The organism is Puia sp., from assembly GCF_035546395.1.
GTDB lineage: Bacteria > Bacteroidota > Bacteroidia > Chitinophagales > Chitinophagaceae > Puia.
Window position 1 is genome coordinate 54,779 of record NZ_DASZXR010000002.1, and the last position, 26,354, is coordinate 81,132.

General features: G+C 53.6%; 21 protein-coding genes. 16 read left to right on the forward strand and 5 right to left on the reverse strand.

The features are described from left to right. Positions 1 to 73 precede the first annotated feature (73 nt). The 7 genes from VHE34_RS01270 (at position 74) to VHE34_RS01300 (ending at position 12,036) form a co-directional block, all read left to right on the forward strand. A complete protein-coding gene (locus VHE34_RS01270; protein ID WP_325583739.1) occupies positions 74 to 3,310 on the forward strand; it encodes a SusC/RagA family TonB-linked outer membrane protein in 3,237 nt (1,078 codons plus the stop codon). 30 nt (positions 3,311 to 3,340) lie between these two features. Beyond that, complete coding sequence (locus tag VHE34_RS01275; protein ID WP_325583741.1) at positions 3,341 to 4,846, forward strand: SusD/RagB family nutrient-binding outer membrane lipoprotein; 1,506 nt, start codon at positions 3,341 to 3,343, stop codon at positions 4,844 to 4,846. Between the two features lie 21 nt (positions 4,847 to 4,867). Beyond that, positions 4,868 to 5,809, forward strand: coding sequence for a DUF1735 domain-containing protein (locus VHE34_RS01280; protein ID WP_325583743.1), 942 nt, complete (start codon positions 4,868 to 4,870; stop codon positions 5,807 to 5,809). Positions 5,810 to 5,891: 82 nt separating this feature from the next. Beyond that, on the forward strand, positions 5,892 to 6,641 hold the full coding sequence (locus tag VHE34_RS01285) for a hypothetical protein (RefSeq protein ID WP_325583745.1): 750 nt from the start codon (positions 5,892 to 5,894) through the stop codon (positions 6,639 to 6,641). 311 nt (positions 6,642 to 6,952) lie between these two features. Then, the gene (locus tag VHE34_RS01290; protein WP_325583747.1) at positions 6,953 to 10,210 is read left to right on the forward strand and encodes a SusC/RagA family TonB-linked outer membrane protein; all 3,258 of its coding nucleotides are present in this window, start codon (positions 6,953 to 6,955) and stop codon (positions 10,208 to 10,210) included. An 11-nt stretch (positions 10,211 to 10,221) separates the two neighbouring features. Further along, positions 10,222 to 11,649: a SusD/RagB family nutrient-binding outer membrane lipoprotein gene (locus VHE34_RS01295; protein WP_325583749.1), complete on the forward strand. Its 1,428-nt coding sequence runs from the start codon at positions 10,222 to 10,224 to the stop codon at positions 11,647 to 11,649. A gap of 72 nt (positions 11,650 to 11,721) precedes the next feature. Further along, positions 11,722 to 12,036, forward strand: a complete 315-nt coding sequence (locus VHE34_RS01300; protein WP_325583751.1) for a DUF3467 domain-containing protein — start codon at positions 11,722 to 11,724, stop codon at positions 12,034 to 12,036. Here VHE34_RS01300 and radC read toward each other — a convergent pair. Then, a complete protein-coding gene (gene radC / locus VHE34_RS01305) occupies positions 12,033 to 12,734 on the reverse strand; it encodes a RadC family protein (RefSeq protein ID WP_325583753.1) in 702 nt (233 codons plus the stop codon). The two genes, VHE34_RS01300 and radC, sit on opposite strands and share 4 nt — an antisense overlap. 153 nt (positions 12,735 to 12,887) lie before the next feature. Here radC and VHE34_RS01310 point away from each other — a divergent pair, with 153 nt between their 5' ends. The 6 genes from VHE34_RS01310 to VHE34_RS01335 all read left to right on the forward strand — a co-directional run bounded on the left by VHE34_RS01310 (position 12,888) and on the right by VHE34_RS01335 (position 18,302). Continuing rightward, positions 12,888 to 13,094, forward strand: coding sequence for a hypothetical protein (locus tag VHE34_RS01310; protein WP_325583755.1), 207 nt, complete (start codon positions 12,888 to 12,890; stop codon positions 13,092 to 13,094). Between the two features lie 124 nt (positions 13,095 to 13,218). Beyond that, the gene (locus VHE34_RS01315; RefSeq protein ID WP_325583757.1) at positions 13,219 to 14,172 is read left to right on the forward strand and encodes a ribose-phosphate pyrophosphokinase; all 954 of its coding nucleotides are present in this window, start codon (positions 13,219 to 13,221) and stop codon (positions 14,170 to 14,172) included. Positions 14,173 to 14,201: 29 nt separating this feature from the next. Continuing rightward, positions 14,202 to 14,855 carry a 50S ribosomal protein L25 gene (locus tag VHE34_RS01320; RefSeq protein WP_325583758.1) on the forward strand — a complete coding sequence of 218 codons (654 nt, stop codon included), beginning with the start codon at positions 14,202 to 14,204 and terminating at the stop codon, positions 14,853 to 14,855. A 78-nt stretch (positions 14,856 to 14,933) separates the two neighbouring features. Continuing rightward, positions 14,934 to 15,512, forward strand: a complete 579-nt coding sequence (gene pth, locus VHE34_RS01325; protein WP_325583759.1) for an aminoacyl-tRNA hydrolase — start codon at positions 14,934 to 14,936, stop codon at positions 15,510 to 15,512. Positions 15,513 to 15,627: 115 nt separating this feature from the next. Next, entirely contained in the window at positions 15,628 to 16,239 is a 612-nt protein-coding gene (locus tag VHE34_RS01330) for a fumarylacetoacetate hydrolase family protein (protein ID WP_325583761.1), read from the forward strand. Beyond that, positions 16,236 to 18,302: an alpha-ketoacid dehydrogenase subunit alpha/beta gene (locus VHE34_RS01335; protein ID WP_325583762.1), complete on the forward strand. Its 2,067-nt coding sequence runs from the start codon at positions 16,236 to 16,238 to the stop codon at positions 18,300 to 18,302. The genes VHE34_RS01330 and VHE34_RS01335 overlap by 4 nt, the downstream gene beginning before the upstream one ends. Here VHE34_RS01335 and moeB read toward each other — a convergent pair. The 3 genes from moeB to VHE34_RS01350 are packed head-to-tail and all read right to left on the reverse strand — an operon-like array spanning position 18,299 to position 21,104. Next, on the reverse strand, positions 18,299 to 19,723 hold the full coding sequence (gene moeB / locus VHE34_RS01340) for a molybdopterin-synthase adenylyltransferase MoeB (protein WP_325583764.1): 1,425 nt from the start codon (positions 19,721 to 19,723) through the stop codon (positions 18,299 to 18,301). The genes VHE34_RS01335 and moeB overlap by 4 nt on opposite strands. Before the next feature lie 14 nt (positions 19,724 to 19,737). Beyond that, positions 19,738 to 20,166, reverse strand: a complete 429-nt coding sequence (locus VHE34_RS01345; RefSeq protein ID WP_325583766.1) for a M67 family metallopeptidase — start codon at positions 20,164 to 20,166, stop codon at positions 19,738 to 19,740. Next, positions 20,163 to 21,104 (reverse strand): cysteine synthase family protein, encoded by a 942-nt coding sequence (locus VHE34_RS01350; protein ID WP_325583768.1) that lies wholly within the window; start codon positions 21,102 to 21,104, stop codon positions 20,163 to 20,165. The genes VHE34_RS01345 and VHE34_RS01350 overlap by 4 nt, the downstream gene beginning before the upstream one ends. A gap of 325 nt (positions 21,105 to 21,429) precedes the next feature. Between VHE34_RS01350 and rpiA the strand changes: the two genes are divergently transcribed. Genes rpiA through VHE34_RS01365 form a run of 3 tightly spaced genes read left to right on the forward strand, consistent with a single transcriptional unit; the run spans position 21,430 to position 25,038 of the window. Continuing rightward, a complete protein-coding gene (rpiA, locus tag VHE34_RS01355) occupies positions 21,430 to 22,119 on the forward strand; it encodes a ribose-5-phosphate isomerase RpiA (protein ID WP_325583770.1) in 690 nt (229 codons plus the stop codon). Between the two features lie 4 nt (positions 22,120 to 22,123). Beyond that, the gene (locus VHE34_RS01360) at positions 22,124 to 23,998 is read left to right on the forward strand and encodes a beta-galactosidase family protein (RefSeq protein WP_325583772.1); all 1,875 of its coding nucleotides are present in this window, start codon (positions 22,124 to 22,126) and stop codon (positions 23,996 to 23,998) included. Between the two features lie 32 nt (positions 23,999 to 24,030). Next, the gene (locus tag VHE34_RS01365) at positions 24,031 to 25,038 is read left to right on the forward strand and encodes a metal-dependent hydrolase (RefSeq protein WP_325583774.1); all 1,008 of its coding nucleotides are present in this window, start codon (positions 24,031 to 24,033) and stop codon (positions 25,036 to 25,038) included. Here the strand turns inward: VHE34_RS01365 and VHE34_RS01370 are convergent. Further along, positions 25,035 to 26,234, reverse strand: coding sequence for a phospholipase D-like domain-containing protein (locus VHE34_RS01370; protein WP_325583776.1), 1,200 nt, complete (start codon positions 26,232 to 26,234; stop codon positions 25,035 to 25,037). The genes VHE34_RS01365 and VHE34_RS01370 overlap by 4 nt on opposite strands. Positions 26,235 to 26,354: the final 120 nt, after the last annotated feature.

The window sequence follows — 26,354 nt, forward strand, 5'->3', positions numbered from 1 at the left end:
GAATTCTAAGGAATTCGGACTGAGTATTTTAAGGTTCACCAAACGTTCGTATTTAAATAAAAATCAGAGTCACATGAGAAAATGTCTAATGCTGCTGACATCACTGATATTGTTATTTATATCAGTGCATGCTCAAACCAAAACCACGACCGGCAGGGTCACTGATCAACAGGGCCAGCCAGTTCCTTTTGCCACCGTCCAGGTAAAAGGCAGCAAGGCCGCTACCAGCGCCGATGCCGAAGGTAATTTCTCCATAAAAGTAAAAGAAGGCGATGTGCTGGTGATCAGCGGCGCTGGTTTTGAATCCAAATCGGTAACCGTGGGCGCCGGTCCCATCAGCGTCCAGGTAAGTCGCAAAGAGTCGAACATGGCTGAGGTGGTGATCACCGGCGCCCTGGGTGTGCAGAGACAAGCCAAGGAACTGGGTTACTCCACGGCCAAGATCTCGGCAAAGGACCTGAACCAGGCAAAACCGATCAGTGCGGTAAACGGTCTGACGGGTAAGGTCTCCGGTTTGCAGATCAACACGGTGAACAACGGCGTATTCGCCCCGACCCGTGTTACTCTTCGTGGTAACCGTTCGCTCACTGGCAACAACCAGCCACTGTATGTCGTGGATGGAGCGATCTTTTATAATGACATCAGCACCCTTAACGCAGATGATATCGTCGATATTACGGTGCTGAAAGGTTCTTCAGCATCTGCTGTTTACGGTTCCGATGCCTCCAACGGTGTTATTATCGTTACCACTAAGAAAGGCAACCGCGGCAAGCCGATCATCTCCGTTTCGTCCACGGTTCAAAAAGAGCACGTGTCTTATATGCCCGCCTACCAGGACCGGTTTGGTTCCAACGGCGGTGAGCAATGGGTGAATGATTTCAACGATCTGTCCACGGCGGTTCCCTACGAGAACCAGGCTTACGGTCCTGCTTTCCGCCCCGGAGCGATGGTTCCCATCGGCCGCCCCATCTTCGACGGGACGTATCAACTGATCCCTTATATGCCAGTGAAGAATCAGAAAGAGAATTTCTTCGACGCTCCCATCACCACGCAAAATAACTTCTCCCTCAGCGCCGGTGACGACAACAGCCGTTTTTTCGTCAGCGCCCAGGACATCCACACCAATGGCGTCATCCCCGGCGACAAGGGTAGGAGAGACGCGTTCCGCGTAGGCGGTTCCCGCACGGCAGGCATGTTCACCGCCGACTTCACCCTCGCTTATACCTATAAGAAGACGGATCTGACCTCTAACCCGGCCGCCGTTTATGATAACCTGATCCAGACCCCGGCCGACATTCCCATCACCCGTTATAAAAACTGGGCTACCGACAAATTTTCGGATGTCAATGGTTTCTATAACGACTACTACATGAACCCCTATTGGACGGCCGCAAACGACCGCTCCATCACCACGGATAACAACCTGGAGGGTAACGTTCACCTCCAGCTGAAGCCCACGTCCTTCCTGACATTTTCCTACCGGTTGTCACTCAACAATCTCAACCGTGCAAATGATATCCAGAATGCCGGTGTGACCTACTCAACCTTCGCTTCTTCCCAAAGCGACTCGGTGTATTATTCCAACCCCGCAGGTAACGGGATAATCAGGGTTGATGAGTCGCCGAAATTCAATGCATCGCAGGGTAACTCGTTACCTACCTATGTAACGACCAATTTCAACAACTTCCTGGTCACCTCCGACTTCCTTGCTACTTTCAACAAGAACCTGACCAAGGATTTCAATTTGGTGGCAACCGTCGGTACGACCTATATCGACAACCAGATCAAGGGCAGCCAGATCAACGCCGGTAATCTCTTCTTCCCCGTTTATAGCGTCAGCAGCCTCACCGGCATCGCCGGCGTGAACAGCGTCAGGGAAGAAGCAAGGAAACTGGGTTACTTCGGCGAAGCGACCGTTGGCTATAAGGGATTTGCCTTCGTACATGGGTCCTATCGTTCCGATATCGACTCCCGGTTGTCCAAAGAGAATCGCTTCATTCCTTACTATGATGTGGACGGATCGCTTATCATCAGCGACCTGATCCCCTCCATGGGTCAAAGCAGCGGATTCAATTTCCTGAAAGTCCGTTACGCCCACTCACTCACCGGTAACGTCTCCGCCATCGCCCAGGGTTCCCCTTATATGGCAGACGGTGCTTATCAAACCTCGCCGACCCTCATTTCTGCTGCCGGTCTCGGTTTCCCCTACAACGGCGTCGGTGGCTATGTGCTGAACAGCACCATCGCCAATCCGAATATCAAGCCTGAGAAAGTTACGGAGAACGAAGTTGGCGTTGAAATGGGCTATGCAAATCTCATCAGCCTTAACGTCAACGCCTATCGCCAGATCCTGCGCGACGGTATCGTCTACGCCCAGCTGCCTTCCAGCTCCGGCTTCGGTAAAGCGCTGGTCAATGCGGCTAGCACGAAGAATGAAGGTATTGAAACCGAACTGCAGGCAACCATCATCCATCGTAAGGATTGGGGTTGGAAGGTAGGGGTTAACTATACGCACACGCACAGTGTGGTGCTGGCCATCAACGGCGGTCAGAAAAGCCTGACCATCGGCCAGACGGTTAACCAGTTCATCAACGCCGGTCAGAACAACGGGTCGAACCCCAACTCTTTCGCCGTCGTTGGTCAGCCTTATCCCGTTATCGAGTCGTACGACTGGGTACGCGATCCCAATGGTCATGTCATCGTCGATGCGGTATCCGGTCTGCCGACAAAAGCATCTGCATTGTCTATCCTCGGCAACGCCAACCCCACCGATATTCTTGGCCTGACGACGAATGTCACCTGGAAGCGCTTCACCTTTGCGGCTACAGCCGACTACCGCGGCGGGTATAAGATCTTTAACAACATCGGTAATGCAATGGACTTCTCCGGCGCAGGTTGGACCACCGCCCAGACCGGCAGACAACGCTTCGTATTCCCCAACTCCGTGATCCTCCAGAATGGGAAATATGTGCCGAATACCAACGTAACGGTTGCCGACGCCAATTTCAACTTCTGGCCCAGCATCTACAACTCGGTTGGCGCCAACTATGTTGTCAGCGCCGCAGCCTGGAAGCTTCGCGAAGTGATGATCAGCTACGATCTCCCCACTGCATGGATCGCGCCTACCAGGATCATCAATAGGGCAACCCTCACGGTTTCCGGCCGGAACCTGCTCATGATCCGCCCGAAGACCAACAAATGGACGGATCCGGAATTCAACGAAGGCACAGGTAACGACGTAGGTCGGACCGGCGAATCTCAAGCGCCTCCCACCCGCATCTTCAGCGCTACCCTCGCCCTCCAATTCTAATCATTGTTAAAGCAGACAAAACGAATTATTATGTTTCAACGAATAAAAAGCTATCTATCAGTTTCCTCGGCGCTGTTGCTCCTGGTCACGGCCGGCTGTAAAAAAGGAACATTCGATATCAACACACCGAATCCGAACCAGCCCTCCAGCGTTTCCCCGCAATTCCAGCTTTCCGCTGCATTGACGGCGTCTGCCTATGCCTCGTTCAACGCCAGCGGATACACCGAATTTGCCAACCTGTATATGGGCTATTGGGCATTCAGCGGTGATTACGGCGGCTATGGAACCACCGCAACCTATAATCTCAACAACGGTAGCTATACCGGCAACTGGGATTATGTCTATAACACCATCCTCGTGAATTACCAGGGGATCATCAATTCCTCCCGGAAAGACGTCAAACAGGCAAATTTCTTCGGGGTGGCCGAGATCATGGAAGCGTTCCATTTTCAGCGGCTCGTCGATGAGTATAACAATATCCCGTACACCCAGGCTCTCCAGGGCGGGATCGTCAACTATCCGAAATACGATGATGGCAAGACCGTGTATGCCGGGATCCTCAAACAAATCGACTCCGGTATCGCGGCAATACAGGGTGCTCCCGCCGATGCCGTAAGCCTCCCGTCGAAATATGATGTCATGTTCGGCGGCGATATGGACATGTGGGTCAAGTTCGCCAACACCGTGAAACTGCGGATCGTAATGAACCTTACCCAAACCGACGAGGCGACGACAAAAGCCGAGCTCAACGGACTTGGCACCGGCGACTTCCTCGGAGTGGGAGAAGACGCGGCCATCAATCCTGGCTATTCCAATGCCAATGCCCAGCAGCAGAATCCATTCTGGGGATCGGTTGGCTTTACCCCGTCAAACTCGCAAACGGGTAATCATCAGTTCTACCGCGCAAACGCCTATGCCGTCAACTTCTATTCGAACCACAACGATCCGCGGCTGAATGCTTTTTATGATACTACATCGGACGGCCAGGTGCATGGTCGCGTCTTTGGTAGCCAAAATGGCGCAGAACATAATACAGTCATCTCCGCGATCGGCTCCGGCGTGCTTCAATCGCCCAGCCAGAATGCCTACATCCTCCCTGCTTTCGAAAGCCTCTTCCTGCAGGCCGAGGCGGCACAACGCGGATATATTTCCGGAACTGCTTCCGCACTTTACAAATCTGCGGTCGAAGAGTCCTTCCGCATCCTTGGGATAGACGATGCAAAGACAGCAGCCGACACCTACATGACTCAATCGGACGCTGTAACCAACTATTCCCTCGCCGGTGACAAGATCACGTTCCTGGTGACCCAGGAATGGGCCGCCCTGAATATGTTCGACCCGGTGACCAGCTGGAATAACTGGAAAAGGCTGAAGGTCCCCGCTACCCTGCCGGTCTCCATCTACCCGGGTACCACGGCGCCGCATATTCCCATCCGGTTGATCTATCCCCAAAGCGAATACACGGCCAATACCGCCAATGCAAATGCCCAGGGAACTGTCGATATCATCAACGGAAAGATCTTCTGGATGCCTTAATCACTCTAATCTTTTACAATCATGAAACGAATCTCAATAATATCTGCTTCTCTCGTCGCCATCAGCCTCTCGGCCTGTCTTAAGGATAAGCCGAACACGGACTTTACCGGTACCCAGAGCCAATACGTCGCTGAGATCTCCACCGCAAGCACCAACGCAACTCCGAATGCCCCCTCGGGTGGAATACAATACTTTGGAGGCGCTACCCTGTCGCTGTTAGGCACCGATCTGGATAGTGTTATGTTTACGGTTAACATTGCTTCGGACTATCCCCCAACAAAGGATATCCAGGTCACCCTGGCTGTGGATCCGAGCGCCATTGCCTCATACAACGCCGGGGGCTACAGCTCGGTGACGTATTCCCAGATGCCCGATTCCATCTACACCTTCGCTCAAAAGACCGGTACGATCAAGGCCGGAAGCCGTCTCGATACCTTCTATGTCGTATTCGATCCTACCAAAGTGGATCTTACCCAAAGCTATATGCTGCCGATCTCCATCACTGCGGCGCCGGGAACCATCATCAGCGGAAACATGGGAACCATTTATTTCCATATGATCGGAAACCCGCTGGCCGGCCCCTACAATTCCGTCGGCTTCCGGTATAACTACACCGGCTCCATCGGCTACACCGGCGGTCCTTATCCCAGCGGCGGCGCGGCTACCAACCTGGCGCCTTTGAGTCCCAAGTTCGGCACTCCTATCGATCAAACGACGCTCTCCATCGATTATGCTAACCTCGGACCCGGCGACTACTATGTGATCAGCTATGACAAGTCCAACCCGGATACCATTTCTGTAACAGTGAACAAAAGCTTCCTGAACAGCATCTCTCACTTCGGAGTTATCACCCAATCCTACAATCACCTGACTAAGACCATGCACATCGTCACGACCTACAATAATCAGCCGGACGGTTCAGGTAATGATCGGATCGTGGATGAGACTTTCGTGCACCAGTAACGATCTCCCAATATTTAAAAAAGGCCGGCATCGCCGGCCTTTTTTTTCTGTTCAAAAGTCGTAAATTTAAAAGAAAAAAATCATGAGAAAAACTGCCTTCCTTCTTATCCTGGCAGCCTCCTCCTTCACTGCTTCAGCACAATCCGATGCCAATTCCACCACCATCAGTAATGCTATTCAGGAGTTGAGCTCCACCGTCGCCGGCAACAGTACCACATCCGCAGTCGGCAGCTTCGTTTCCTTTCACGCCGCCAAAGAGAACACAAAAGGCCGCCGCTTCCTGCTTGCAGACTGGGCAAAAGGAAGTGTGACCACCAACCAGGAACTCGTTCTCCAGAACGACAATCTCGCGATCAATTATGATAAAGTATCGCATGACCTCTACTATTCGCTCGACCATAAGAATGTCATCGAAGCCGAACGGTCGCATATCAAGAGTTTTCACCTGATCGCCGCCGACGGAACAACCATGGATTTCTGCCGCCTCGATCTCATAAAGCCCGAGGTCTTCTTCCAACTGTTCGTCCCCTTCGACAACGCCCACTATGGGCTGTACTCCCTTACAACGACCACATTCAAAAAAGCCGACTATCGCACCGACGGCATGGTCGAGACCGGCAACAACTATGATGAATATGTAGATAATGTACAATATTATATCGTGTCGCCCGGCGGAAAAGCTTACCAGCCCGTTGATTTGAAGAAAAAATCGGTACGCGCATCCATGCCGAATGCAAAAACAAAAGTAGAAGAGTATCTGTCGCAACACAAAAATGACGACATCAACGAACTATTCTTAAAAGGTCTAATAGACTATGTCAATAAAAGCTAGTGCATTGGGTTAACCAGGTGTTAACAAAAATGAACCCAGCATGATTATTGCATACCACCCTTTTCTCATCTAACAAAGGCCCACTCTGAAAGGCCCGCCCTCACTGGTTTGCCGGGAATGCGCTCTTATCGCACGATGCGCTTTCCCGGCAGTTCTTTTTCTGCCTCTACAGGTTTTTTTTACCTCTTGCAGCATCCCGTATTATTTTTTTGTCAAACTAAATACTTAATCTTTGCAAATCTTAACTATTTGATAAGTTAAGATTTCACCCGGCTGTAGAGTTAACATTAAGTCACACAAAACCTGTAAACATGAGGAAACTTTTGACCTTGTTTGCAGTGGCCATGCTTTGTTCCATCCTGGCCATTGCACAGACAAAAACCTTGTCCGGAAAAATTACCGATGCGAAAGGGCAACCTGTACCCTTCGCCACTATCCGGATAAAGGGAACGAAGATTGGAACGAGCGCAGATGCAGATGGCAACTACACCATCAAAGTAAGTCCTTCCCAAACATTGATCGTCTCCGGCGCCGGAGTTAACACGAAAGAAGTGGTAGCTCCCGACGCATCGGTATTCAACATCAACGTCACCATGAAGGATGCCGCCATGACCGAAGTGGTGGTCACTGCCCTCGGCATCCGCCGCAGCAAGAACGAACTGCCCTATGCCGTTCAACAGATCGGCGGGGACGAGGTTAGCAAAGAACGCTCCAGCAACTTCATCACCAACATGGAAGGCAAGGTCTCCGGCGTCACCATCAACCAGTCCAACACACTGGGTGGCTCGACCAACGTGGTTCTCCGCGGGTACAAATCCATCCTTGGTGACAACCAGGCGCTCTTCGTCATCGACGGGGTACCCTTCGATAACGCGAACACCAACCAAACAAATAACACTCCGGACAACGCGAAGCGTCAGACTTCGGGCCTCGGCGGCTATGACTATGGCAATGCCGCCGCCGACATCAATCCCGACGACATCGCTTCCATCAGCGTTCTCAAAGGGGCGGCCGCAAGCGCGCTTTACGGCGAACGCGGCTTCAACGGCGTTATTCTCATCACTACCAAAAAAGGCCGCAAAGGTTTGGGTATCACCGTTAATGGCGGCGTCACAACCGGCGCCATCGACAAGAGCACCTTCGCTAAATACCAACACCAGTATGGGGCGAACTACGGTTCTCTCAATGGCTATGGCTCGCCCGACGGCAACTTCCTCTATTTCGACGTCAACGGCGACGGCACTCCGGACCTCGTAACGCCGACCACGGAGGATGCTTCCTGGGGCGCCAAATTCGATCCCAACCTGATGGTCTACCAATGGGAGGCGTTCGATCGGACTTCTTCTACTTATCATAAGGCAACACCCTGGGTGGCAGCTGCCCACGATCCGACTACCTTCTTTGTCAAGCCGTTCTCCTACAACACCAGCGTATTGATCGATGGCGGCAACGACAAGGCAACCTTTAAGGTTGGCTACACCCGCAACAGCGATAAGGGTATTCTTCCCAACAGCCAGGTCCTCAAAGACCTCGTCAACAGTTCCGCCACCTGGAACCTCAACAGCAAGCTCACCGCAGGTGCAAGTATCAACTTTTCCAAGATCAGCGGTCTCGGCCGCTACGGTACCGGATACGATCCCAATAACGTCGCAACCAATTTCCGCGAGTGGTGGGAAACAAACGTGGACATCCAGGACCTCAAGAATGCGTACTTGCGCACTCATAAGAACGTCACCTGGAACTGGGCCGACCCTTCCGACGAGGTCAACGGACTGGTACCCATCTACTGGAACAACCCCTATTACAATCGCTACGAAAGCTACGAGACGGACAGCCGTTACCGGTATTTCGGCAATGTCTATTTGAACTACAAACCCACCGAAGGCCTGAACTTCCTTGCCCGTATCTCGCTCGACAGCTATGACGAGACGCAGGAAGAACGGTACGCCATTGGTAGCATCGGAGTTCCTTACTACTCCCAGTACAACCACACGTTCCGCGAATACAACTACGACTTTCTCGCCAACTACAACAAGGACCTCACGTCTGATCTCAACCTGAAGGCCCTCGTCGGAACGAACCTCCGGCAGGACCTCAATAACTCGGTATTCGCTCAGACCAACGGCGGCCTGTTCATCCCTCGCTTGTATACGCTCGCCAACTCCATCAATACGCCAAATCCTCCCACGGAAAATAACTCCAATGTAGAAGTAGGTGGAGTATTTGCCGGAGCGACGCTGACCTGGCGCCGGATGCTGACCCTGGACGGTACTATCCGCCGGGATGTCTCTTCTACGCTGCCAAAGGGTAATAACTCGTACTACTATCCCTCGGTTTCGGGCGGCTTTATTTTCTCCGAGCTCATGAAGGACGTGAGCTGGCTGTCTTACGGAAAATTAAGAGCCAACTACGCCGAGGTCGGTCACAGCGCGCCTTCGTATTCCATCTATGACACTTACACCATCGGTACCTCCTTCGGTTCTCAGCCCGTTACTTCTGCGAACGGCGTCAAGAACAATCCGAACCTGGTCCCCGAAAGGAACAAAAGCTATGAGTTCGGTTTGGAATCCCGGTTCCTGCATGACCGCGTTGGCTTCGACGTGACCTACTACAATGCAAGGACCTTACACCAGATCCTGCCTACCCAGATCTCCGATGCCACCGGCTATGACGCTCGCTTCCTTAATGCGGGCGAAGTAGAAAACAAAGGCTTCGAAGTTTCCGTCACGGGAACGCCTGTCAAGACCCGCGACTTCTCCTGGGATATCACGGTAAACTGGACCCGGAACCGCAACAAAGTGATATCGCTCTATGACACGGCCTCCAATATCCAGATTGCGGCCTTCCAGGGTAACGTGACATTGAATGCTACCAAGGGTCAGCCCTATGGTACCATTCGTGGTAACGACTTTGTCTATCTTAACGGGCAACGTGTTGTCAAGGCCAGTGGCTACTACCAGATGACCTCGACTTCCAACAGCATTATCGGAAACCCCAACCCGGACTGGATTGGTTCTGTTTCCAATACCTTCCGCTATAAAGGCTTCTCGCTTAGCGCGCTGATCGATGCCCGCAAAGGCGGCGACGTCTTCTCCCTGGATATGTACTATGGCCTGGCAACGGGTCTCTATCCCGAGACCGCCGGCAAGAACGATCTCGGCAACCCGGTCCGCAACTCGGTCGCAGACGGCGGCGGGATCATCTACAAAGGTGTGACGGCAGACGGCCACACGAACACGAAACGGGTGGATATCAGCTCCCTGTTCGGTGCGTACGGTTACTATCGCAATCCCGCCAAGGCCTTTGTCTATGACGCCGGATTTGTCAAGCTTCGTGAGGTCGCCATCAACTACTCCATTCCCGAAAAGGTGGTGTCGAAGATCGGCAATAATGTCTTCAAAGGTATAGACGTATCCCTCGTAGGTCGCAACCTCTGGATCATCCACAAGAACCTGCCTTACGCCGATCCCGAAGATATCATCAGCAGTGGCAACGCCGCGCTGGGCTACCAGGTAGGATCTTATCCCACCGCGCGTACCTATGCCTTCAATCTTAAATTACGTTTCTAAACTTATCGGACATGAAAAGAATACTTTCTTTCTCCCTCCTCATATTGACGTTCGCATCCTGTCAGAAAAACATGACGGGACTGAACACCGATCCAAAACATCCGACCGAAGTTCCGTCGTCCACACTCATTACCCAGGCAGAACTGAACCTGGCGAGCAACCAATCCAGCTCGAATGTCAACCTCAATATCTTCCGCCTCATTCAGCAATACTGGACGGAGACCACTTACACGGATGAAAGCAACTACATCCTCGCCACCCGCGCCATCCCGGACAACTGGTGGAACGCCTGGTACCGGGATGTGCTGAACAATCTGCAACAGGCAAAGAGCTTCGCACGAACGGATGTAACGGCCGCCGATCCCGGCGTCCTGCAGAACGATACGACCATCATCGATATCATGCAGTGCTATTCCTTCTATACACTTGTGACCACTTATGGTAACATCCCGTACACGCAGGCGCTGGATCCCAACAACACCTTCCCGAAGTACGACGATGCCAAGACGGTGTATTATGCGTTGCTCACCCGTCTCGACACGGACATTAAGAACCTCGTCTCCGGCTCGGCCAGTTGGGGAAGCGCGGATGTGATCTACAACGGCGACCCCGATGCATGGAAGAAATTCGCATATACCCTGGAATTGAAAATGGGTGCATTGATCGCCGATGATGATCTCGCCAAGGCAAAGGCCGTAATGGAAGCCGCAGCACCCAATGTCTTCACCTCCAATGCAGACAATGCGATATTCCCCTTCCAGTCGGCGCCCCCCAACACGAACCCCATCTGGGTCGACCTCGTTCAAAGCGGCCGGCAGGATTTCGTTGCAACGACCACCATCATCAATATGATGAATTCACTCAACGATCCGCGTATCCCGAATTATTTTACTCAGGATGCCAACAACTCCTATTCCGGCGGCGTGCCGGGCAAGAGCAACACCTACTCCCTGTTTTCTCACGCCGGCGCTTCTATCGTGCAACCGAATTACCCGGGTGATCTGCTGGATTATGCCGAAACGGAATTCTACCTGGCAGAAGGCGCGGCCAGAGGATTCAATGTTGGCGGCACCGCCGAGCAGCATTATAACAACGCGATCACGGCTTCCATCACCTACTGGGGCGGTACGGACGCGCAGGCAACTACCTACCTGGCCCAACCCACGGTAAATTACGCCACCGCAGTCGGTACCTGGCAGCAAAAGATCGGTACCCAGCTGTACATCGCATTGTATAACCGGGGATTCGATTCCTGGACGGCTTATCGCCAGCTGAATTATCCTACCCTGGTCGCACCGTCGACGGCTTCATCCGTCTTCCCGCAGCGCCTTCTCTATCCTACCAAGGAAGAGAACGCCAACACCGGAAGCTGGGAGGCCGCATCCACCGCTATCGGCGGAGATGATGTGGGCACTAAGCTCTGGTTCGACAAGAATTGAGGATCGCATATTTACTTCCTGCAAAAGGACGCCTGTAAAGCGTCCTTTTGTATTTTTACGAAAATATTTCGCATGACAGACCAACAAGCAGGGAATAACCAGCTGAATATCGAGATCAGTGAGGAAGTGGCCGAAGGCCAATATGCCAACCTGGTGATCATCACCCATTCGCACGCCGAATTTGTCATCGATTTCGTCAATGTAATGCCCGGGACGCCCAAAAGCAAGGTGAAATCCCGGATCATCCTTACCCCTCAACACGCCAAACGGTTTATGAAGGCCCTGACGGAAAACATCACCCGTTTCGAGGCCGGCAACGGGAAGATCCAGGACCTCGAGGAAGTGCAACTGCCGATGAATTTTGGCGGCCCTACCGCACAGGCCTAAGCCGCCAGCAAACCTTCATCCGCAAAGCTGAAATACCCTTCCCTTCCGATAATGACATGGTCTAATAGTTTGATATCCAAAAATTTAGACCCTTGTAGAAGCTTTTGGGTCAAGGCTTCGTCCGCCTTACTGGGCTGCACGTTGCCCGAAGGATGATTGTGAGCGACGATCATGCTGACCGCCCCTATTTCCAGTGCGCGACGGAAGATCTTTCGCGGGTCCACCGTCGTACTGGTGATGCCCCCGGTACTGATGATCTCGAAATCTTGCTTGATCTTCCCGGACTGCGCCAGGTATAATACCCCAAAGACTTCATAGGGTTGGTGCTCCAGCAGCGGTCGTAGATAGTTTTCGGCGCCGCGGCTGTCCTTTAATATAGGATAGAGTTTTGCCGCCAGACCGCTATTCCAGCGCCGCCCTAATTCCAGCGCGGCAACCAGCGTACAAGCCTTGGCCATTCCGATCCCCCGAATCTTCATCAGATCATGCACCGACTGCCTGCCCAGTTCCAGCAAATTTTGCTGACAGTTATCAAGAACGTCCCTGGCCAGTTTGACGGCATTGGTCTCATAACCCCCCCGTATAAAAATGGCTAATAACTCCGAATCGCTCAGGGCCGCCGCCCCTTTCAGCACCAGCTTCTCCCTCGGCCGGTCGTCCGGCGCCCAGTCCTTTATCGTTCGTTTCTTCCCTTCCATAAAATAACAGTTTTCACTTGCAAATATCGAAATTTAGGATTATTTTGTGATTCTAAACGGGAGGATGAAATAAGCGTTCCATTCTTCCGTTCTGTAGTCCGGTACGTACAGTTTATCATAACTGTAGCCTTTTGAAAACTAATCTAAAATCCAATGAATCGAACTACCTTTAACGCAATCGGCGGCTGGCAGCCCTTCTTCTTCTGTGTAGGTATGTATGTTGTCGCCCTCTTCTTTTCCATTTTCGTTTGTTCCTCGATCTTTTACGCGTTCAACGCTAAGTCCCAGGCAAAAGCTGCCGAGAAGACTGCCGTTATCGCAGCTCCTGCCACCAATCAGCTGGCATCGGTGAACCATTAACAGGAACAACTGACCCCTCCAAACGAATTGAGGCCGCCTCCGTTGTATAGCACGGGGCCGGCCTTTTATTGCCTTTTATTGTTGCAAGGCATGCCCTATCTTCGCCACATATTTTACCATCTCTATGCAGCATTTAGCCAAGATTTTTTCCGGTACAGGCTCCCAGTACCTCGCCGAAAAGATTGCCCAGCAATTCGGCCATCCCTGCGGAAAGGTTACCATTCAGCATTTCAGCGACGGCGAGATCCAGCCAATCTTTAATGAAAGTATCCGTGGCGACATGGTCTTCCTGGTGCAAAGCACCTGCGCGCCGGCCGAGAACCTCCTCGAACTGCTATTGATGATCGACGCCGCCCGCCGTGCCTCCGCCTATAAAGTGGTTGCCGTTATCCCATATTACGGCTATGCCCGGCAGGACAGGAAGGACAAACCCCGGGTGGCAATTGGTAGCAAATTGATAGCCAATATGTTAGTCGCTGCAGGCGCCGATCGGGTGGTTACCATGGACCTTCATGCTCCCCAAATCCAGGGTTATTTCGACATCCCCGTCGACCACCTGGACAGCTCGGCTATTTTTATTCCCTATATTCAGCAACTTCCGGTGGAAAATCTTACCTTTGCGGCCCCTGACGTGGGCAGTGCCAATCGCATCCGGGAAGTCGCCAGCTATTTCAATGCCGAAATGGTCATTTGTGACAAGCATCGGAAAAGGGCAAACGAGATAGCCAGCATGGTGGTCATCGGGGATGTGACGGATAAAGACATCGTGCTGATCGATGATATCTGCGACACAGGCGGCACGCTGGCGAAGGCCGCCGGGCTGTTGAAGGAAAAAGGGGCCCGTAGCGTGAGAGCGCTCTGTACGCATCCGGTGCTCAGCGGCAAAGCCTACGAGAACATCGAGAACAGTGTGCTGGAAGAACTGGTGGTCTGCGATACGATACCGTTGAAGCGGTCCAGCCCGAAGATAAAAGTGCTCAGCGTGGCGGAACTTTTTGCAGTCGCCATCCGCAACGCGCATGAGAACAGGAGTATAACGGGCTTGTTCATCCACTCGCAGCTGAAGGAGAAACGGTAAGAAAGTCAATAATAAACACTCATAACAAAATGAAGACAATTACAATCGAAGGACAACTCAGGACCGAAATTGGCAAACAAGCCACCCGCCAACTTCGCTCTGAGGAAAAAGTGCCCGGTGTAATTTACGGGGGTGCAAAAGAGGTGAATTTTTCAGCTCCTTTGGCGTCGTTTAAAACACTGGTGTATACACCTGATTTCCAGCTGGCCGAGATCAAAGTAAATGGGCAGTCGTACAAATGCATCCTGAAGGACCTGCAGTTCGACAAGGTGAGCGACGACCTGATCCATGCCGATTTTCTCGAGCTGGTCGAAGACAAGAAGGTCATCGCTACCATCCCGATCAAATTCACCGGCGCCGCAAAAGGCGTAAAGGATGGTGGTAAGCTGATCACCAAGATGAAGGCGCTGAAGGTAAAGACCTTCCCGAAATTCCTGAAGGAAAATATCGAAGTGGACCTGACTAACCTGGAACTGAACGGTAACGTTCGCGTCGAGGACGTGAAGGCGGAGAACTATGAGATCCTCAACTCTCCCCGGATTCCTATCGCGTCGATCGTGCTGACCCGTCAGCTGAAACAGGAAGAAGCAGCAGGTACTCCTGCGGCAGGTGCTAAACCCGCAGCAGCCGCACCGGCAGCAGCCGCTCCCGCAGCAGCAAAACCTGCGGCAGCCAAAAAATAAATGATTTAATTAGCAGGAACCCGGTTAGACATTAACCGGGTTTTTTGTTATTTTAGTCCCCCCCAGCCCGCCGAAACTATGGGAAAGTATTTAATTGTCGGCCTCGGTAACATAGGCGCCGATTATGCCGGCACCCGCCACAACATCGGTTTCGATGTGGTGGACGCCCTCGCAGCAAGCCTCAACGGGCAATTTGCTAATGTGCGTCTGGCCGAAAAGGTAGAACTGAAATGGAAGGGGCATAGCTTTATCTGTATCAAGCCCACCACCTATATGAATTTGAGTGGCCAGGCCGTGAAATATTGGATGGACAGGGAAAAGATCCCGTTGGATCATATCCTGGTCATCGTGGACGAACTGGCTCTTCCATTGAGCAAGCTAAGGCTGAGACCCGGCGGTAGCGACGCCGGACACAACGGCCTCCGTAATATCCAGGAAACACTCGGAACCGATGCCTACCCCAGACTCAGGTTCGGCATCGGCAACAATTTCCCAAAGGGAAGACAGGTGGATTTTGTGCTGGGCAAATGGTCGGACGACGAATTACCCATTGTCCGTAAGAAGGTCGGAATATGCGTCGAGATCGTTGAAAGCTTTGCTGCTATTGGACTTGAGCGGACCATGAACCAGTACAATAAATTGGAGTTTGAACTATGATTTGTAAAGGGGAATCTTTATTTTCGCATAAATATTGCATTCATCCTTAATGAGTAAGTATTTTGATATTCAATATGCCTATGATATATTGTCTATTTAAAAACCCTGATTGAATATGAAAATATTCTGCGTTGGCCGTAACTATGTGGCTCATGCCAAGGAATTGAATAATGAGATTCCGGATGAGCCGATCATTTTTATGAAGCCGAAGAGCGCATTGCTCCAGGCACATACCCCGTTCTATTATCCCGAGTTCACTAACGAGCTGCACTACGAGTGCGAGCTTGTTCTTCGCATATCCAAGAACGGGAAATACATCCAGGAACGCTTCGCCTCCAAATACTATGACGCTGTCACTGTCGGCGTCGACTTCACCGCCCGTGATATCCAGAACGAGTTGAAGGAAAAAGGGCTGCCCTGGGAAAAGGCGAAGGCCTGGGATAATTCCGCCGCCATCGGCAAATGGATCCCGTTGCAGAATATCAAGAACAAGAAGGATATCAACTTCTGTATGTATAAGAACAAGGAATTGGTGCAGCAGGGCAATTCCAGTCTGATGATCAATAATTTTGACAAGATCGTTGCCTATATCTCCAATTACTTCTCGGTGAATATCGGCGACCTCGTCTTTACCGGCACACCCGCCGGTGTCGGCGAATGTGTTGTTGGCGACGAACTGGAAGGCTTTATTGAAGACGATAGTCTGTTCACAGTGGAAATAAAATGATCTCCCTCGATATCTTGCTAAAAGGCTGGCGGCTGATGTGCACAGCGGCAGAGATGGCTGCCACCTACGAGAACAATCGATCCACCTGTAAATACGTTCATTCTACTTCCCGCGGGCACGAAGCCATTCAGCTGGCGACCGCCTTTCACCTTCTTCCCTGTGATTGGATAAGTCCCTATTATCGGGACGAAAGTATTCTACTGGGCCTGGGTTTCGAACCCTACAAGCTGATGTTGCAGCTGCTCGCCAAAGGAGAAGATCCTTTCACGGGCGGACGGGAATACTACAGCCACCCAAACTACTCCGGCGAAGACCGGCCCCGCATTCTCCATCAGAGCAGTGCCACCGGTATGCAGGCAATACCCGCGACAGGCATCGCGCAGGGACTCCAATATCTTGAAAGTATCTCTTCTCCTCAACTACGCAGGGGTCCGCAGCATGAATCTCCCATCGTCGTTTGCTCGCTGGGGGACGCCAGCGTCACCGAAGGCGAAGTCAGTGAAGCCTTTCAATTCGCAGTGCTCAAAAAGCTTCCCATCCTCTATCTCGTCCAGGATAATGGCTGGGGCATCAGCGTCCGTTCGGACGAAGCCCGGGCCATGGATGCCTACGACTATGCAGGCGGTTTCAAAGGCATGGAACGCATCCGCATCGATGGAAGCGATCTTCTCGGCGCATACGAATCGATGGGCGAGGCGATCCGCCAGGTCCGCAGCTGGCAGGGGCCCTGGCTCGTACAGGCCAAGGTACCCTTGTTGGGGCATCATACCAGCGGAGTTCGCAGGGAATTCTATCGGGACGCCGAAGACATGGCCAAACACTCTTCGGACGATCCATTGCCAAAGCTAAAGGCGCGCCTGCTGGCGCTGGGTGTCGAAGAATCCCTGCTGGTCTCCATCGAACAGGAAGCAAAGGAATCGGTAACCCGCCAATTCCAGCAGGCGGTGGCCGCTGCCGAACCAGATCCGGCCACCGTCGCAGATCATGTCTTCGTGCCGACACCCGTCATCGAAGAAGCAGGCGTCCGTACCCCGGAAGGCGGCCAGAAAGTGATTATGGTCGACGCTGCTTTGTTTGCCATCCGCGAGATCATGGCGGAACACGCCGAAGCCCTCCTGTATGGCCAGGACGTCGGCCGCCGGCTTGGCGGAGTTTTTAGAGAGGCGGCGACTCTTGCAGAACAGTTCGGCGATCACCGCGTGTTCAACACCGCCATCCAGGAAGCCTACATCGTAGGTTCCACCGTCGGAATGAGCGCCGTCGGAGCCCTGCCCATCGTCGAGATCCAATTCGCGGACTATATCTATCCCGCCTTCAACCAGCTCGTCACCGAGATATCGAAATCAGCCTATCTCAGCCAGGGCAAATTCCCCGTCCGTACCATCATCCGTATCCCGATCGGCGCCTATGGCGGCGGCGGCCCCTATCACAGCGGCAGCATCGAAACGACCTTACTTTCCATCAAGGGAATAAAAATAGCCTATCCTTCCAATGCGGCGGATATGAAGGGCCTCATGAAAGCCGCCTTCCTCGATCCCAACCCGGTGATCATGCTCGAACACAAAGGTCTCTACTGGAGCAAGGTTCCCGGAACCGAAGAGGCAAAGACGATCGAACCCGCCGCGGACTATATCCTTCCGCTGGGCAAAGCCGCCCGGGTGCTCGCCGCGGAGGATTCCCTCATCGCCACTGGCGAGTCGGCCTGTATCATCACCTATGGAATGGGCGTATACTGGGCAAAAGCTGCCGCCGCCCGTTTCCCGGGCCAGATAGAGATCATCGATCTCCGGACGCTGTTCCCGCTGGATGAAGAAAAGGTGTTCGAAACGGTCGGCCGTCATGGAAAATGTCTCGTGCTGACGGAAGAACAGCAGAACAACTCTTTTGCCGAAGCCCTCGCCTGGCGTATTACCCGCAATTGCTTTACCCGGTTGGACGCGCCGGTGGAAGTGGCAGGCGCCCTCGATCTTCCCGCCGTGCCGATGAACACGGGCCTGGAAAACGCAATGCTTCCCAATCCCGACAAGGTCAGCCAGATCCTCGACCGGTTACTCTATTCTTAATATTTGGTCAGCTCCGGTTGTATCTGATCCACCCAGGCAAGGATACCTCCCTTGAGATTATAAAGATTGGTGAACCCGAATTTCTCTTCCAGTTCCCGGATCGCCTTGGCGCTGCGACCACCCACCTTGCAATGCACGACAACCTTCCTGTCCCGGTCGAACCGCTCGCTGTTGGCCGCTACCGTCGCCAATGGGATCAGCTCCCCACCGATATTGACGATGTCGTACTCGTGAGGTTCCCGGACGTCGATCAGCTGGAAAGGCTCGCCCTTCACCTGCCAGCCATAAAGCTCCTTCACCGTGATCTCCTTCAATGGTTTCTCTTCCACCGCCCGCATTCCGCAGAATTGCTCGTAATCCATCAGCGCCGTTATTGTCGGATTCTTCCCACTGATCGGATTGTCTTCCCGCGGCCTGATACGGAAGGTCCGGCTTTCGAAATTCAGCGCGTCAAAAATATAGAAACGGCCGGAAAGCGTTTCGCCTACGCCGGTGATCACCTTGATCACCTCCAACGCCTGCAGACTGCCAATGATCCCCGGTAACACACCCAGCACTCCACCTTCGGCGCAGCTGGGCACCAGGCCCGGCGGGGGCGGGGTAGGGTAGAGGTCCCGGTAGTTCGGCCCCAGCTGCCCCTCCTTGTCGCGGTAATTGAATACGGAAACCTGCCCTTCGAACTGGAAGATGGACGCGTAAACATTCGGTTTGCCCAGCAGCACCGATGCGTCATTCACCAAATACCGCGTAGGGAAATTATCCGTTCCATCCGCAATGACATCGTAGTCGCGAAGGATATCCAACGCATTCGAAGAGTTGAGATGCGTATTGTAAATGTTGATCTGAATATAAGGGTTCAGGGCCTCCAGCCGGCGCCTGGCAGCCTCCACCTTCGGCTTACCGATCTCATCGACCCCGAACAACACCTGCCGTTGGAGGTTGCTGTCGTCGACGACGTCGAAGTCCACGATCCCGATGGTGCCGACACCCGCCGCCGCCAGGTAGAGCAGCACAGGGCTGCCAAGCCCACCCGACCCGATCACCAGCACCCTCGCCGCCTTCAATTTCTGCTGCGCCTCGAAGCCGAATTCGGGGATGATGATATGACGGTTGTACCGGGCAAGTTCTTCTTTTGTGAATACGGCGCCGCTGCCACCGGCAATGGCCGGAACTATGCTGATCACCGCATCCTCTTTTACCTCGCTGTTCTCCTGCTGAAGATCGCGGATATCATCGTTTCCGATGAAAATATTGACAAAGCTGCGAATCCTGCCGTGTTCGTCGAGCAGGTGTTTCTTCAGATCGGGAAAGTTTTGCGTAAGCTCTTTGACCGTGTCCTGGACCGTACCGGCGCCGACATGCAGCCGCGCCGTATTATTGGTGAATTTCCGTAAAGGAGTGGGAATAATAACCGTTGCCATTTTAGTGATGCTTTTTATGAGTATATATAATCAAGAATTTGTTCTTCTTCGAATTGCCGCTCGTCGTTGAGCAGCCAGCTACGCAGCTCGATGGTATCTTTATCCATCACCGAGACGATCACGTAGGAAAAATAAGGTTGCGCCGCCAGCCTGTCCGTCTCCGAGGGAATGGCCGGATGCTTGGGATGCGAATGATAAATACCCAGCAGGGTCCAGTCATGATCCAGCGCATGCGCCTCCGCCGCCATATAATCCTGCGGCGAGATCTCGAATCGCCTGGTCTTGTCGCCCTCCTTGCTATTGTCGACGACAAGGATATCGACCACCAGCCGGGTGCCGTCATGCTCCTCTCTGCCGAAAAGAAAGCCGCAACACTCATCCGGAAAAGTATTCAACGCGTCTTCCACTAACAATTGCCTTACCCTGGGTTCGATAATGATCATACGATGAGTTTTTGGATGATTTCACTGTATTTGTCTGCGTTGTCGGGAAGCACCGTAACGACGATCCCCTCTTCCAGCCGCCTGGCCACCCGGATGGCGCCGGCCAGGTTCGCGGCGGCCGACGGACTTAGCTTCAGCCCTTCCTGGCGCCAGGCCTCCACTATCCACCTTTGTGCTTCTTCGGTACTGACCTCCTCATTTTCATCTGCGACCAATGGGTCATAGATGCCCGGAACGATGGCTGTTTCGAGATGCTTCCATCCTTCCAACCCGTGCATCGGCAGGTCCGGCTGCAGCGAGATCAGGCGGATATCCGGATTTATCTCTCGCAGCCGCCGTCCCGTCCCCACAAACGTCCCGGTAGTCCCAAGGCCCGCCACAAAATGCGTGATCCCCGGCAGCGCCCCGGCGATCTCCAGGGCCGTACCATTATAATGCGCCTTCCAGTTGTTGGCGTTCTTGTATTGATCAGCATAAAAATACGCATCCGGATCGGCTTCCGCCATAGCCCGGGCAACCTGCTGGGCCCCGTCCGTCCCTTCAAACCGCGAGGTCAGGATCAGGCGGACCCCAAGGGATTGCAGGATATCCTTGCGTTCCCGCGAAGCGTTCTCCGGCAGGCAGAGGGCGACGGGAATGTTCAATCGCCCGGCGATATGGGCGTAGGCGATGCCGGTGTTGCCGCTGGTGGCGTCCAAAAGGGTCTTTCCCGGCGTGAGTTGCCCTTCCTCGATGGCCCGGCGGATGATCGAGTAGGCGGCCCGGGCCTTGACGCTACCCGACAGTTGCATCCATTCTTTCTTGGCATAGATCTTAACCCTGGGATGTTGAAAGAGATTTGTCACCGTGTGCAGCGGGGTGTGACCGATCTCCTTTTCCAGGGCCCGAACCTCGGAAAGAAGCGTTGCTGTTGAAGGATATAAAGTTGTCGTTGACATAATTCGCGTTTAAATAAAAAAAGCTCCACTTTTGGTGGAGCTTTCACTATTGTATCAATACAGTTCGATCAGCTTACAAGAGGTCATCCTCCACCCATATAGTCGTGGCTTGCCGACAACAGCAACAACAACAATTCTTATATACAACTATCTGGGTCATGATAAAAGAGGACCATACAAAACTAGGGAAATTTGCGATATTTCCTACCGATCTACTAGGAATTAGGTAAAAACCCGGGAAAATTAATGATGGACGGTATCCCGATCCCCCCTATTTTTACAACCAAAAGCCCCTGCAAGGGGGCCAAATCTAACTACTTTTCTCATGGACAATCAAGCCGTTAATGGCAAAAAGATCGCGGCAGGCAAGGCCATCGAATACATCCGGAATGGTATGACGCTCGGTTTGGGCACCGGCTCCACCGCCTATTGGGCTATCCAGGGTATCGGTGAAATGGTAAAGCAGGGACTCAGTGTTCAAGCCGTGGCCACGTCGATCCAGTCGGAAAGCCTCGCCCGCGAACTGGGCATTCCACTCATGCCTTTCTCTGAGGTCGATCGCCTTGACATTACCATCGACGGAGCAGACGAGGTCGACGAAAAGCTCAACCTCATCAAAGGCGGCGGTGGCGCCCTGCTTCGCGAGAAGATCGTAGCCGCGGCTACCCGATTCTATATCATTATCGTCGACGAGAGCAAGCTGGTGCGTCACCTCGGCAAATACCCGCTGCCGGTAGAAGTCGTTCCCTTTGCCTGGGAACTCACCCAACGCCGGCTTGCCGAATTGGACTGCAAGCCACACATGCGCATGGCCGGCGACAAACCCTATCTCACCGACAACCATAATTATATTTTCGACTGCCAGTTCGGCGAGATCCTGGATCCTCCTTCCCTGCACAAAAAAGTAAGTGCCATCACCGGTGTGATGGAAGATGGATTCTTCATCAATATGGCCGATATCGTCATAGCGGGCTCGCCAGGTGGAGAGACCCGGATCATCAATAAGCCTTCCTGATCAAATGAACGCCAACAAGATCACCGCAGCCCTGCTTGCCGTATGCCTTCTCGCCGGCGCTTCGCTGCGCGCACAAAGCAGCAGTCCCCAAGCCAGCCGGCCGCAAACCAACAGCCCACAAGACAGCCGGCCTCAAACCAGCCAAAGCCTCCACCGTTTCTCACTGGGCAACACCGATTTCCTGCTGGATGGCAAACCCTTCCAGATCATCAGCGGTGAAATGCACCCCGCCCGCATTCCCCGCGAATACTGGCGCCACCGCATCCGCATGGCGAAGGCCATGGGCTGTAACACGATCGCAGTATATGTTTTTTGGAACTATCAAGAGAGCTCACCGGGCGTATTTGACTTTACCACCGGCAACAAAGATATAGCTGCCTTCATCCGCCTTTGTAAAGAGGAAGGACTGTGGGTCCTGCTCCGGCCGGGGCCTTATGTCTGCGCCGAATGGGATTGGGGCGGTCTGCCCAGCTACCTCCTGAAGATACCCGATATCCGCATTCGTTGCAGCGACCCCCGCTACCTGAGTGCAGTCACCCGCTATGTAACGCGCCTCTCGAATGAGATCGTCCCGCTGCAATGCGATCATGGCGGCCCTATCCTCATGGTGCAGGTGGAGAATGAATATGGCAGCTATGCCAATGACAAGACCTATCTGGAAACCCTTCGCCGTCTCTGGCAACAGCGGGGGATCACCGTGCCCTTCTACACGGCCGACGGCCCTACCGACTTCATGCTCGACGCCGGTAACCTGGACGGTTGCGCCATCGGCCTCGACAGCGGCGGAAGCGACGGCGACTTTGAAGTGGCCCACCGCCATAATCCCCATGTCCCAGCCTTCAGTAGCGAGACCTATCCGGGCTGGCTCACCCATTGGAAGGAAAAATGGCAGCACCCCGATACGGCAAGCATCCTAAAAGACATACGATATCTTTTGGAACATCACCGTAGCTTCAATCTGTACGTCATCCATGGCGGCACCAATTTCGGCTATACGGCCGGAGCCAACGCCTTCACCCCCGTGCAGTTCCAACCCGACGTAACCAGCTATGACTATGATGCGCCCATTAACGAACAGGGCCGCGCAACGGCAAAATACGATGCCCTGCGGCAGCTGATCGCAAAATATACCGACCACCCGTTACCCGAGCCGCCGGCGCCGGTCCCGGTGATGGAGATCCCGGAGATCGCGATGGAAAAGGCCGGTTCGCTCTGGGACCATCTGCCCAACCCGAAGTTCTCCCCACAGCCCCAACCTATGGAACACTTCGATCAATCCTGCGGCATGGTCCTCTATCGCACCAGGCTCATCGGACATAAGAGTGGAACGCTGACCATCACCGAACCCCACGACTTCGCGTTGGTATTCCTCAACGGCCGGTTCATCGACACGGTCTACCGCGACGGAGGCAACTGGACCGTCAAACTGCCCAAAACGGACGTGAAAGATCCGCAGCTGGATATCCTCGTCGAAGGCATGGGCCATATCAATTTCGCACAATATATGATCGATCGGAAAGGCATAACCGATCGGGTCACCCTCAACGGCATGACGCTGTTCAACTGGGAGACCTATAACCTGCCCCTGACAGCGCCGCCGCCAATGGCAAAAATCAGGGATGCTCACGACAACGGGATTTTCTTCAAAGGCCACTTCACCCTCGATCACACCGCCGACACCTATTTCGATCTTAGCGCCTATAAAAAAGGGGTCATCTGGGTCAACGGCCATAATTTGGGCCGCTATTGGTATGTTGGACCGCAACAACATCTGTACTGCCCCGCCTCCTGGCTGAAGAAAGGTACAAACGAGATCGTCGTACTCGATCTGCTCCAGGATACTCCGGCCCCGGTCAAAGGCGTCAAAACCCTGGAATAACCCCGGGAACAATTTTTGATCCGGCAACCGCAATGGACTCACTAACCCATATCGTCCTCGGGGCCGCCATCGGCGAGCTGCTGGCCGGTCGCACTCTCGGCAAAAAAGCCATGCTCATCGGTGCCGCGGCCAACAGCCTCCCCGACATCGACTTTGTTGCCGCGATGTGGCTCCCCACCGCCCGGGACGTCTGGGCCCACCGGGGAATAACTCACTCGATCCTGTTCGTCATAGTCATGAGCCCGTTGCTGGCCCTGCTCGCCCAACGAGCGCTCCCCCGGAGCAATATGAGCCGGCGCCGCTGGCTGATCTTCTTCGGCATCGAGCTGCTCACCCATATTTTTATCGATGCCTTCAACGCATACGGCACCGGTTGGTTCGAACCCTTTTCCCACCAGCGTATCTCCTTCCACGTTCTCTTTGTGGCGGACCCCTTCTATAGCGTCTGGCTGGGTATCGCCTTTGTGGCCCTGTTGATCCTGAAAGCAAGACACCCGGCGCGGCGGAAATGGGCGGCCGCAGGCCTCCTGCTCAGTACCCTGTACCTGGTGTACGGCATCTCTAACAAGCTGCGGATCGACAACCATGTAAAAGACGATCTGCAGGCGCAGCATCATCCCTATACCCGCTATTTCTCCACGCCGACCCCGCTCAATACCTGGCTCTGGTACGTCGTTGCCGAAGACAGCGACGGGTTTTATACCGGCTACCGGTCCATGTTCGACCACCAGCCTACATCATTCAGGTGGCAACCCAAGGCAAAACGCCTGCTGAAGCCCTTTATGGAACATCCGGACGTTCATTATCTGCTGCGGTTTTCGCAGGGATTCTACACCTGCGAGCAATGGGGGGACACGGTCGTGTTCAACGACCTGCGTTTTGGAGAAATGAAAGGATGGGAGGACCCGAAGGCCCGGTTCGTGTTCCACTATTTCCTGCAACGACCCGACGCCAATGAAGTCGTTGTACAACGGGGCCGTTTTGCCGGCTGGGACGGCCGCACCCTGCGGATCTTCGTCCGTCGCATCCGGGGCAATTAATGGTTACCGTGCTCTTTTTCCTGCCGCCAGTAAAAAGTAAATAAAAAGAAGATCACGCGTACGATCTCATAGGCGCCCCATTGGAGGAGCTGCCGCAGCGGCCCGGTCTTTTTAAAATATTCCTCGGGTACTATCTCCTTGCAATGGTCGCGGATCACTGCCTCCAGTTCCCGCTCGATACATGCCGCGAACTTCTCATTGCGGACGTCCAAATTCAATTCTACACTGGCATAGGCGCTGATCTGGTTGACATTGTAGGATCCGTCGGTCATCCAGATCCCATCATAGGTCGCCATCTTGCCGTGTAATACGGTATCCTGGTATTCGAACACCCTGATCTTGTTTCGGAACAGCCAGCGATACATATACTGCTCGGCCAGCCGCGAAATACGGACGTCCGAAACCGCCCCGACGATGATCCGGATCGCAACCCCGCGCCTAGCCGCCTGGGCCATCAGCTTGCGGCCGACCGCGCTGGGTAGAAAATAGGCCGAAAGCACGATGACATGCGACTTCGCCTGGCGGAATAGTTCCACATAGCTGCGCGAGATCTCGTTCTTTCCCTGTACCCAATCGTTTTGCCGCACCCTTACCAGACACTCTTCGTCGGGCACAAATGCCGGCACCCACGCGAATTCATCCTTCTTCGAACGCCCCGACTTCCAGTAGGCCTTGGTCCACATATCCCGGCAGACGACGTGCAACTTTAAGGCAGCCTGCCCCTCCACCAATAGGGCAAAATCCAACCAGGCCTTGACACCGCCGATGTCATTGTATCTATCGCTGATATTCACCCCGCCTGCCATTCCCCGCGCCGCGTCCACCACGATCACCTTGTGATGCATCCTCCGGCCCAGGTAGAATTTCTTCGCCTTCAACAACGGCCAGAACCAACGGAAACGGATACCCGCCGATTTCCAGCCGGCGATCATCTCCCGCGAAAGATGCTGCGAGGCATAACCATCGAGCAGAACAAATATCTCCACCTTCCGCCCGGCGGCGCGAAGCAGCGCATCCGAGACCAGCCGGCCCGTTTCGTCCCCGTCAAAAATATAGGTCTGTAAATGGATCGACTTTTGCGCGCCGTCGATCAACTGTACGATCGTGTCGAAAAAGTCTTTGCCGCCATGGACCAGGCGCACTCTGTTATGATGCGTATAACCCTTTAATAACCTTGGGGTCTTTTTTCTGGACATAGATTCAGTGAGGTCAGTAGTGGCCCCGAATTTCGGCAAAAACCGGCACACTCTCGCTTCGCCCCGTCCGCTCTGCGGCCGCCAAATGCCATGGGCGAAAAAAACCAATTAAGGTAGGTG

Bases quoted from the DNA above. Each gene is read 5' to 3' on its own strand.
- VHE34_RS01270 (WP_325583739.1), top strand. From the start codon at position 74: ATGAGAAAATGTCTAATGCTGCTGACATCACTGATATTGTTATTTATA.
- VHE34_RS01275 (WP_325583741.1), top strand. From the start codon at position 3,341: ATGTTTCAACGAATAAAAAGCTATCTATCAGTTTCCTCGGCGCTGTTG.
- VHE34_RS01280 (WP_325583743.1), top strand. From the start codon at position 4,868: ATGAAACGAATCTCAATAATATCTGCTTCTCTCGTCGCCATCAGCCTC.
- VHE34_RS01285 (WP_325583745.1), top strand. From the start codon at position 5,892: ATGAGAAAAACTGCCTTCCTTCTTATCCTGGCAGCCTCCTCCTTCACT.
- VHE34_RS01290 (WP_325583747.1), top strand. From the start codon at position 6,953: ATGAGGAAACTTTTGACCTTGTTTGCAGTGGCCATGCTTTGTTCCATC.
- VHE34_RS01295 (WP_325583749.1), top strand. From the start codon at position 10,222: ATGAAAAGAATACTTTCTTTCTCCCTCCTCATATTGACGTTCGCATCC.
- VHE34_RS01300 (WP_325583751.1), top strand. From the start codon at position 11,722: ATGACAGACCAACAAGCAGGGAATAACCAGCTGAATATCGAGATCAGT.
- radC (WP_325583753.1), bottom strand. From the start codon at position 12,734: ATGGAAGGGAAGAAACGAACGATAAAGGACTGGGCGCCGGACGACCGG.
- VHE34_RS01310 (WP_325583755.1), top strand. From the start codon at position 12,888: ATGAATCGAACTACCTTTAACGCAATCGGCGGCTGGCAGCCCTTCTTC.
- VHE34_RS01315 (WP_325583757.1), top strand. From the start codon at position 13,219: ATGCAGCATTTAGCCAAGATTTTTTCCGGTACAGGCTCCCAGTACCTC.
- VHE34_RS01320 (WP_325583758.1), top strand. From the start codon at position 14,202: ATGAAGACAATTACAATCGAAGGACAACTCAGGACCGAAATTGGCAAA.
- pth (WP_325583759.1), top strand. From the start codon at position 14,934: ATGGGAAAGTATTTAATTGTCGGCCTCGGTAACATAGGCGCCGATTAT.
- VHE34_RS01330 (WP_325583761.1), top strand. From the start codon at position 15,628: ATGAAAATATTCTGCGTTGGCCGTAACTATGTGGCTCATGCCAAGGAA.
- VHE34_RS01335 (WP_325583762.1), top strand. From the start codon at position 16,236: ATGATCTCCCTCGATATCTTGCTAAAAGGCTGGCGGCTGATGTGCACA.
- moeB (WP_325583764.1), bottom strand. From the start codon at position 19,723: ATGGCAACGGTTATTATTCCCACTCCTTTACGGAAATTCACCAATAAT.
- VHE34_RS01345 (WP_325583766.1), bottom strand. From the start codon at position 20,166: ATGATCATTATCGAACCCAGGGTAAGGCAATTGTTAGTGGAAGACGCG.
- VHE34_RS01350 (WP_325583768.1), bottom strand. From the start codon at position 21,104: ATGTCAACGACAACTTTATATCCTTCAACAGCAACGCTTCTTTCCGAG.
- rpiA (WP_325583770.1), top strand. From the start codon at position 21,430: ATGGACAATCAAGCCGTTAATGGCAAAAAGATCGCGGCAGGCAAGGCC.
- VHE34_RS01360 (WP_325583772.1), top strand. From the start codon at position 22,124: ATGAACGCCAACAAGATCACCGCAGCCCTGCTTGCCGTATGCCTTCTC.
- VHE34_RS01365 (WP_325583774.1), top strand. From the start codon at position 24,031: ATGGACTCACTAACCCATATCGTCCTCGGGGCCGCCATCGGCGAGCTG.
- VHE34_RS01370 (WP_325583776.1), bottom strand. From the start codon at position 26,234: ATGTCCAGAAAAAAGACCCCAAGGTTATTAAAGGGTTATACGCATCAT.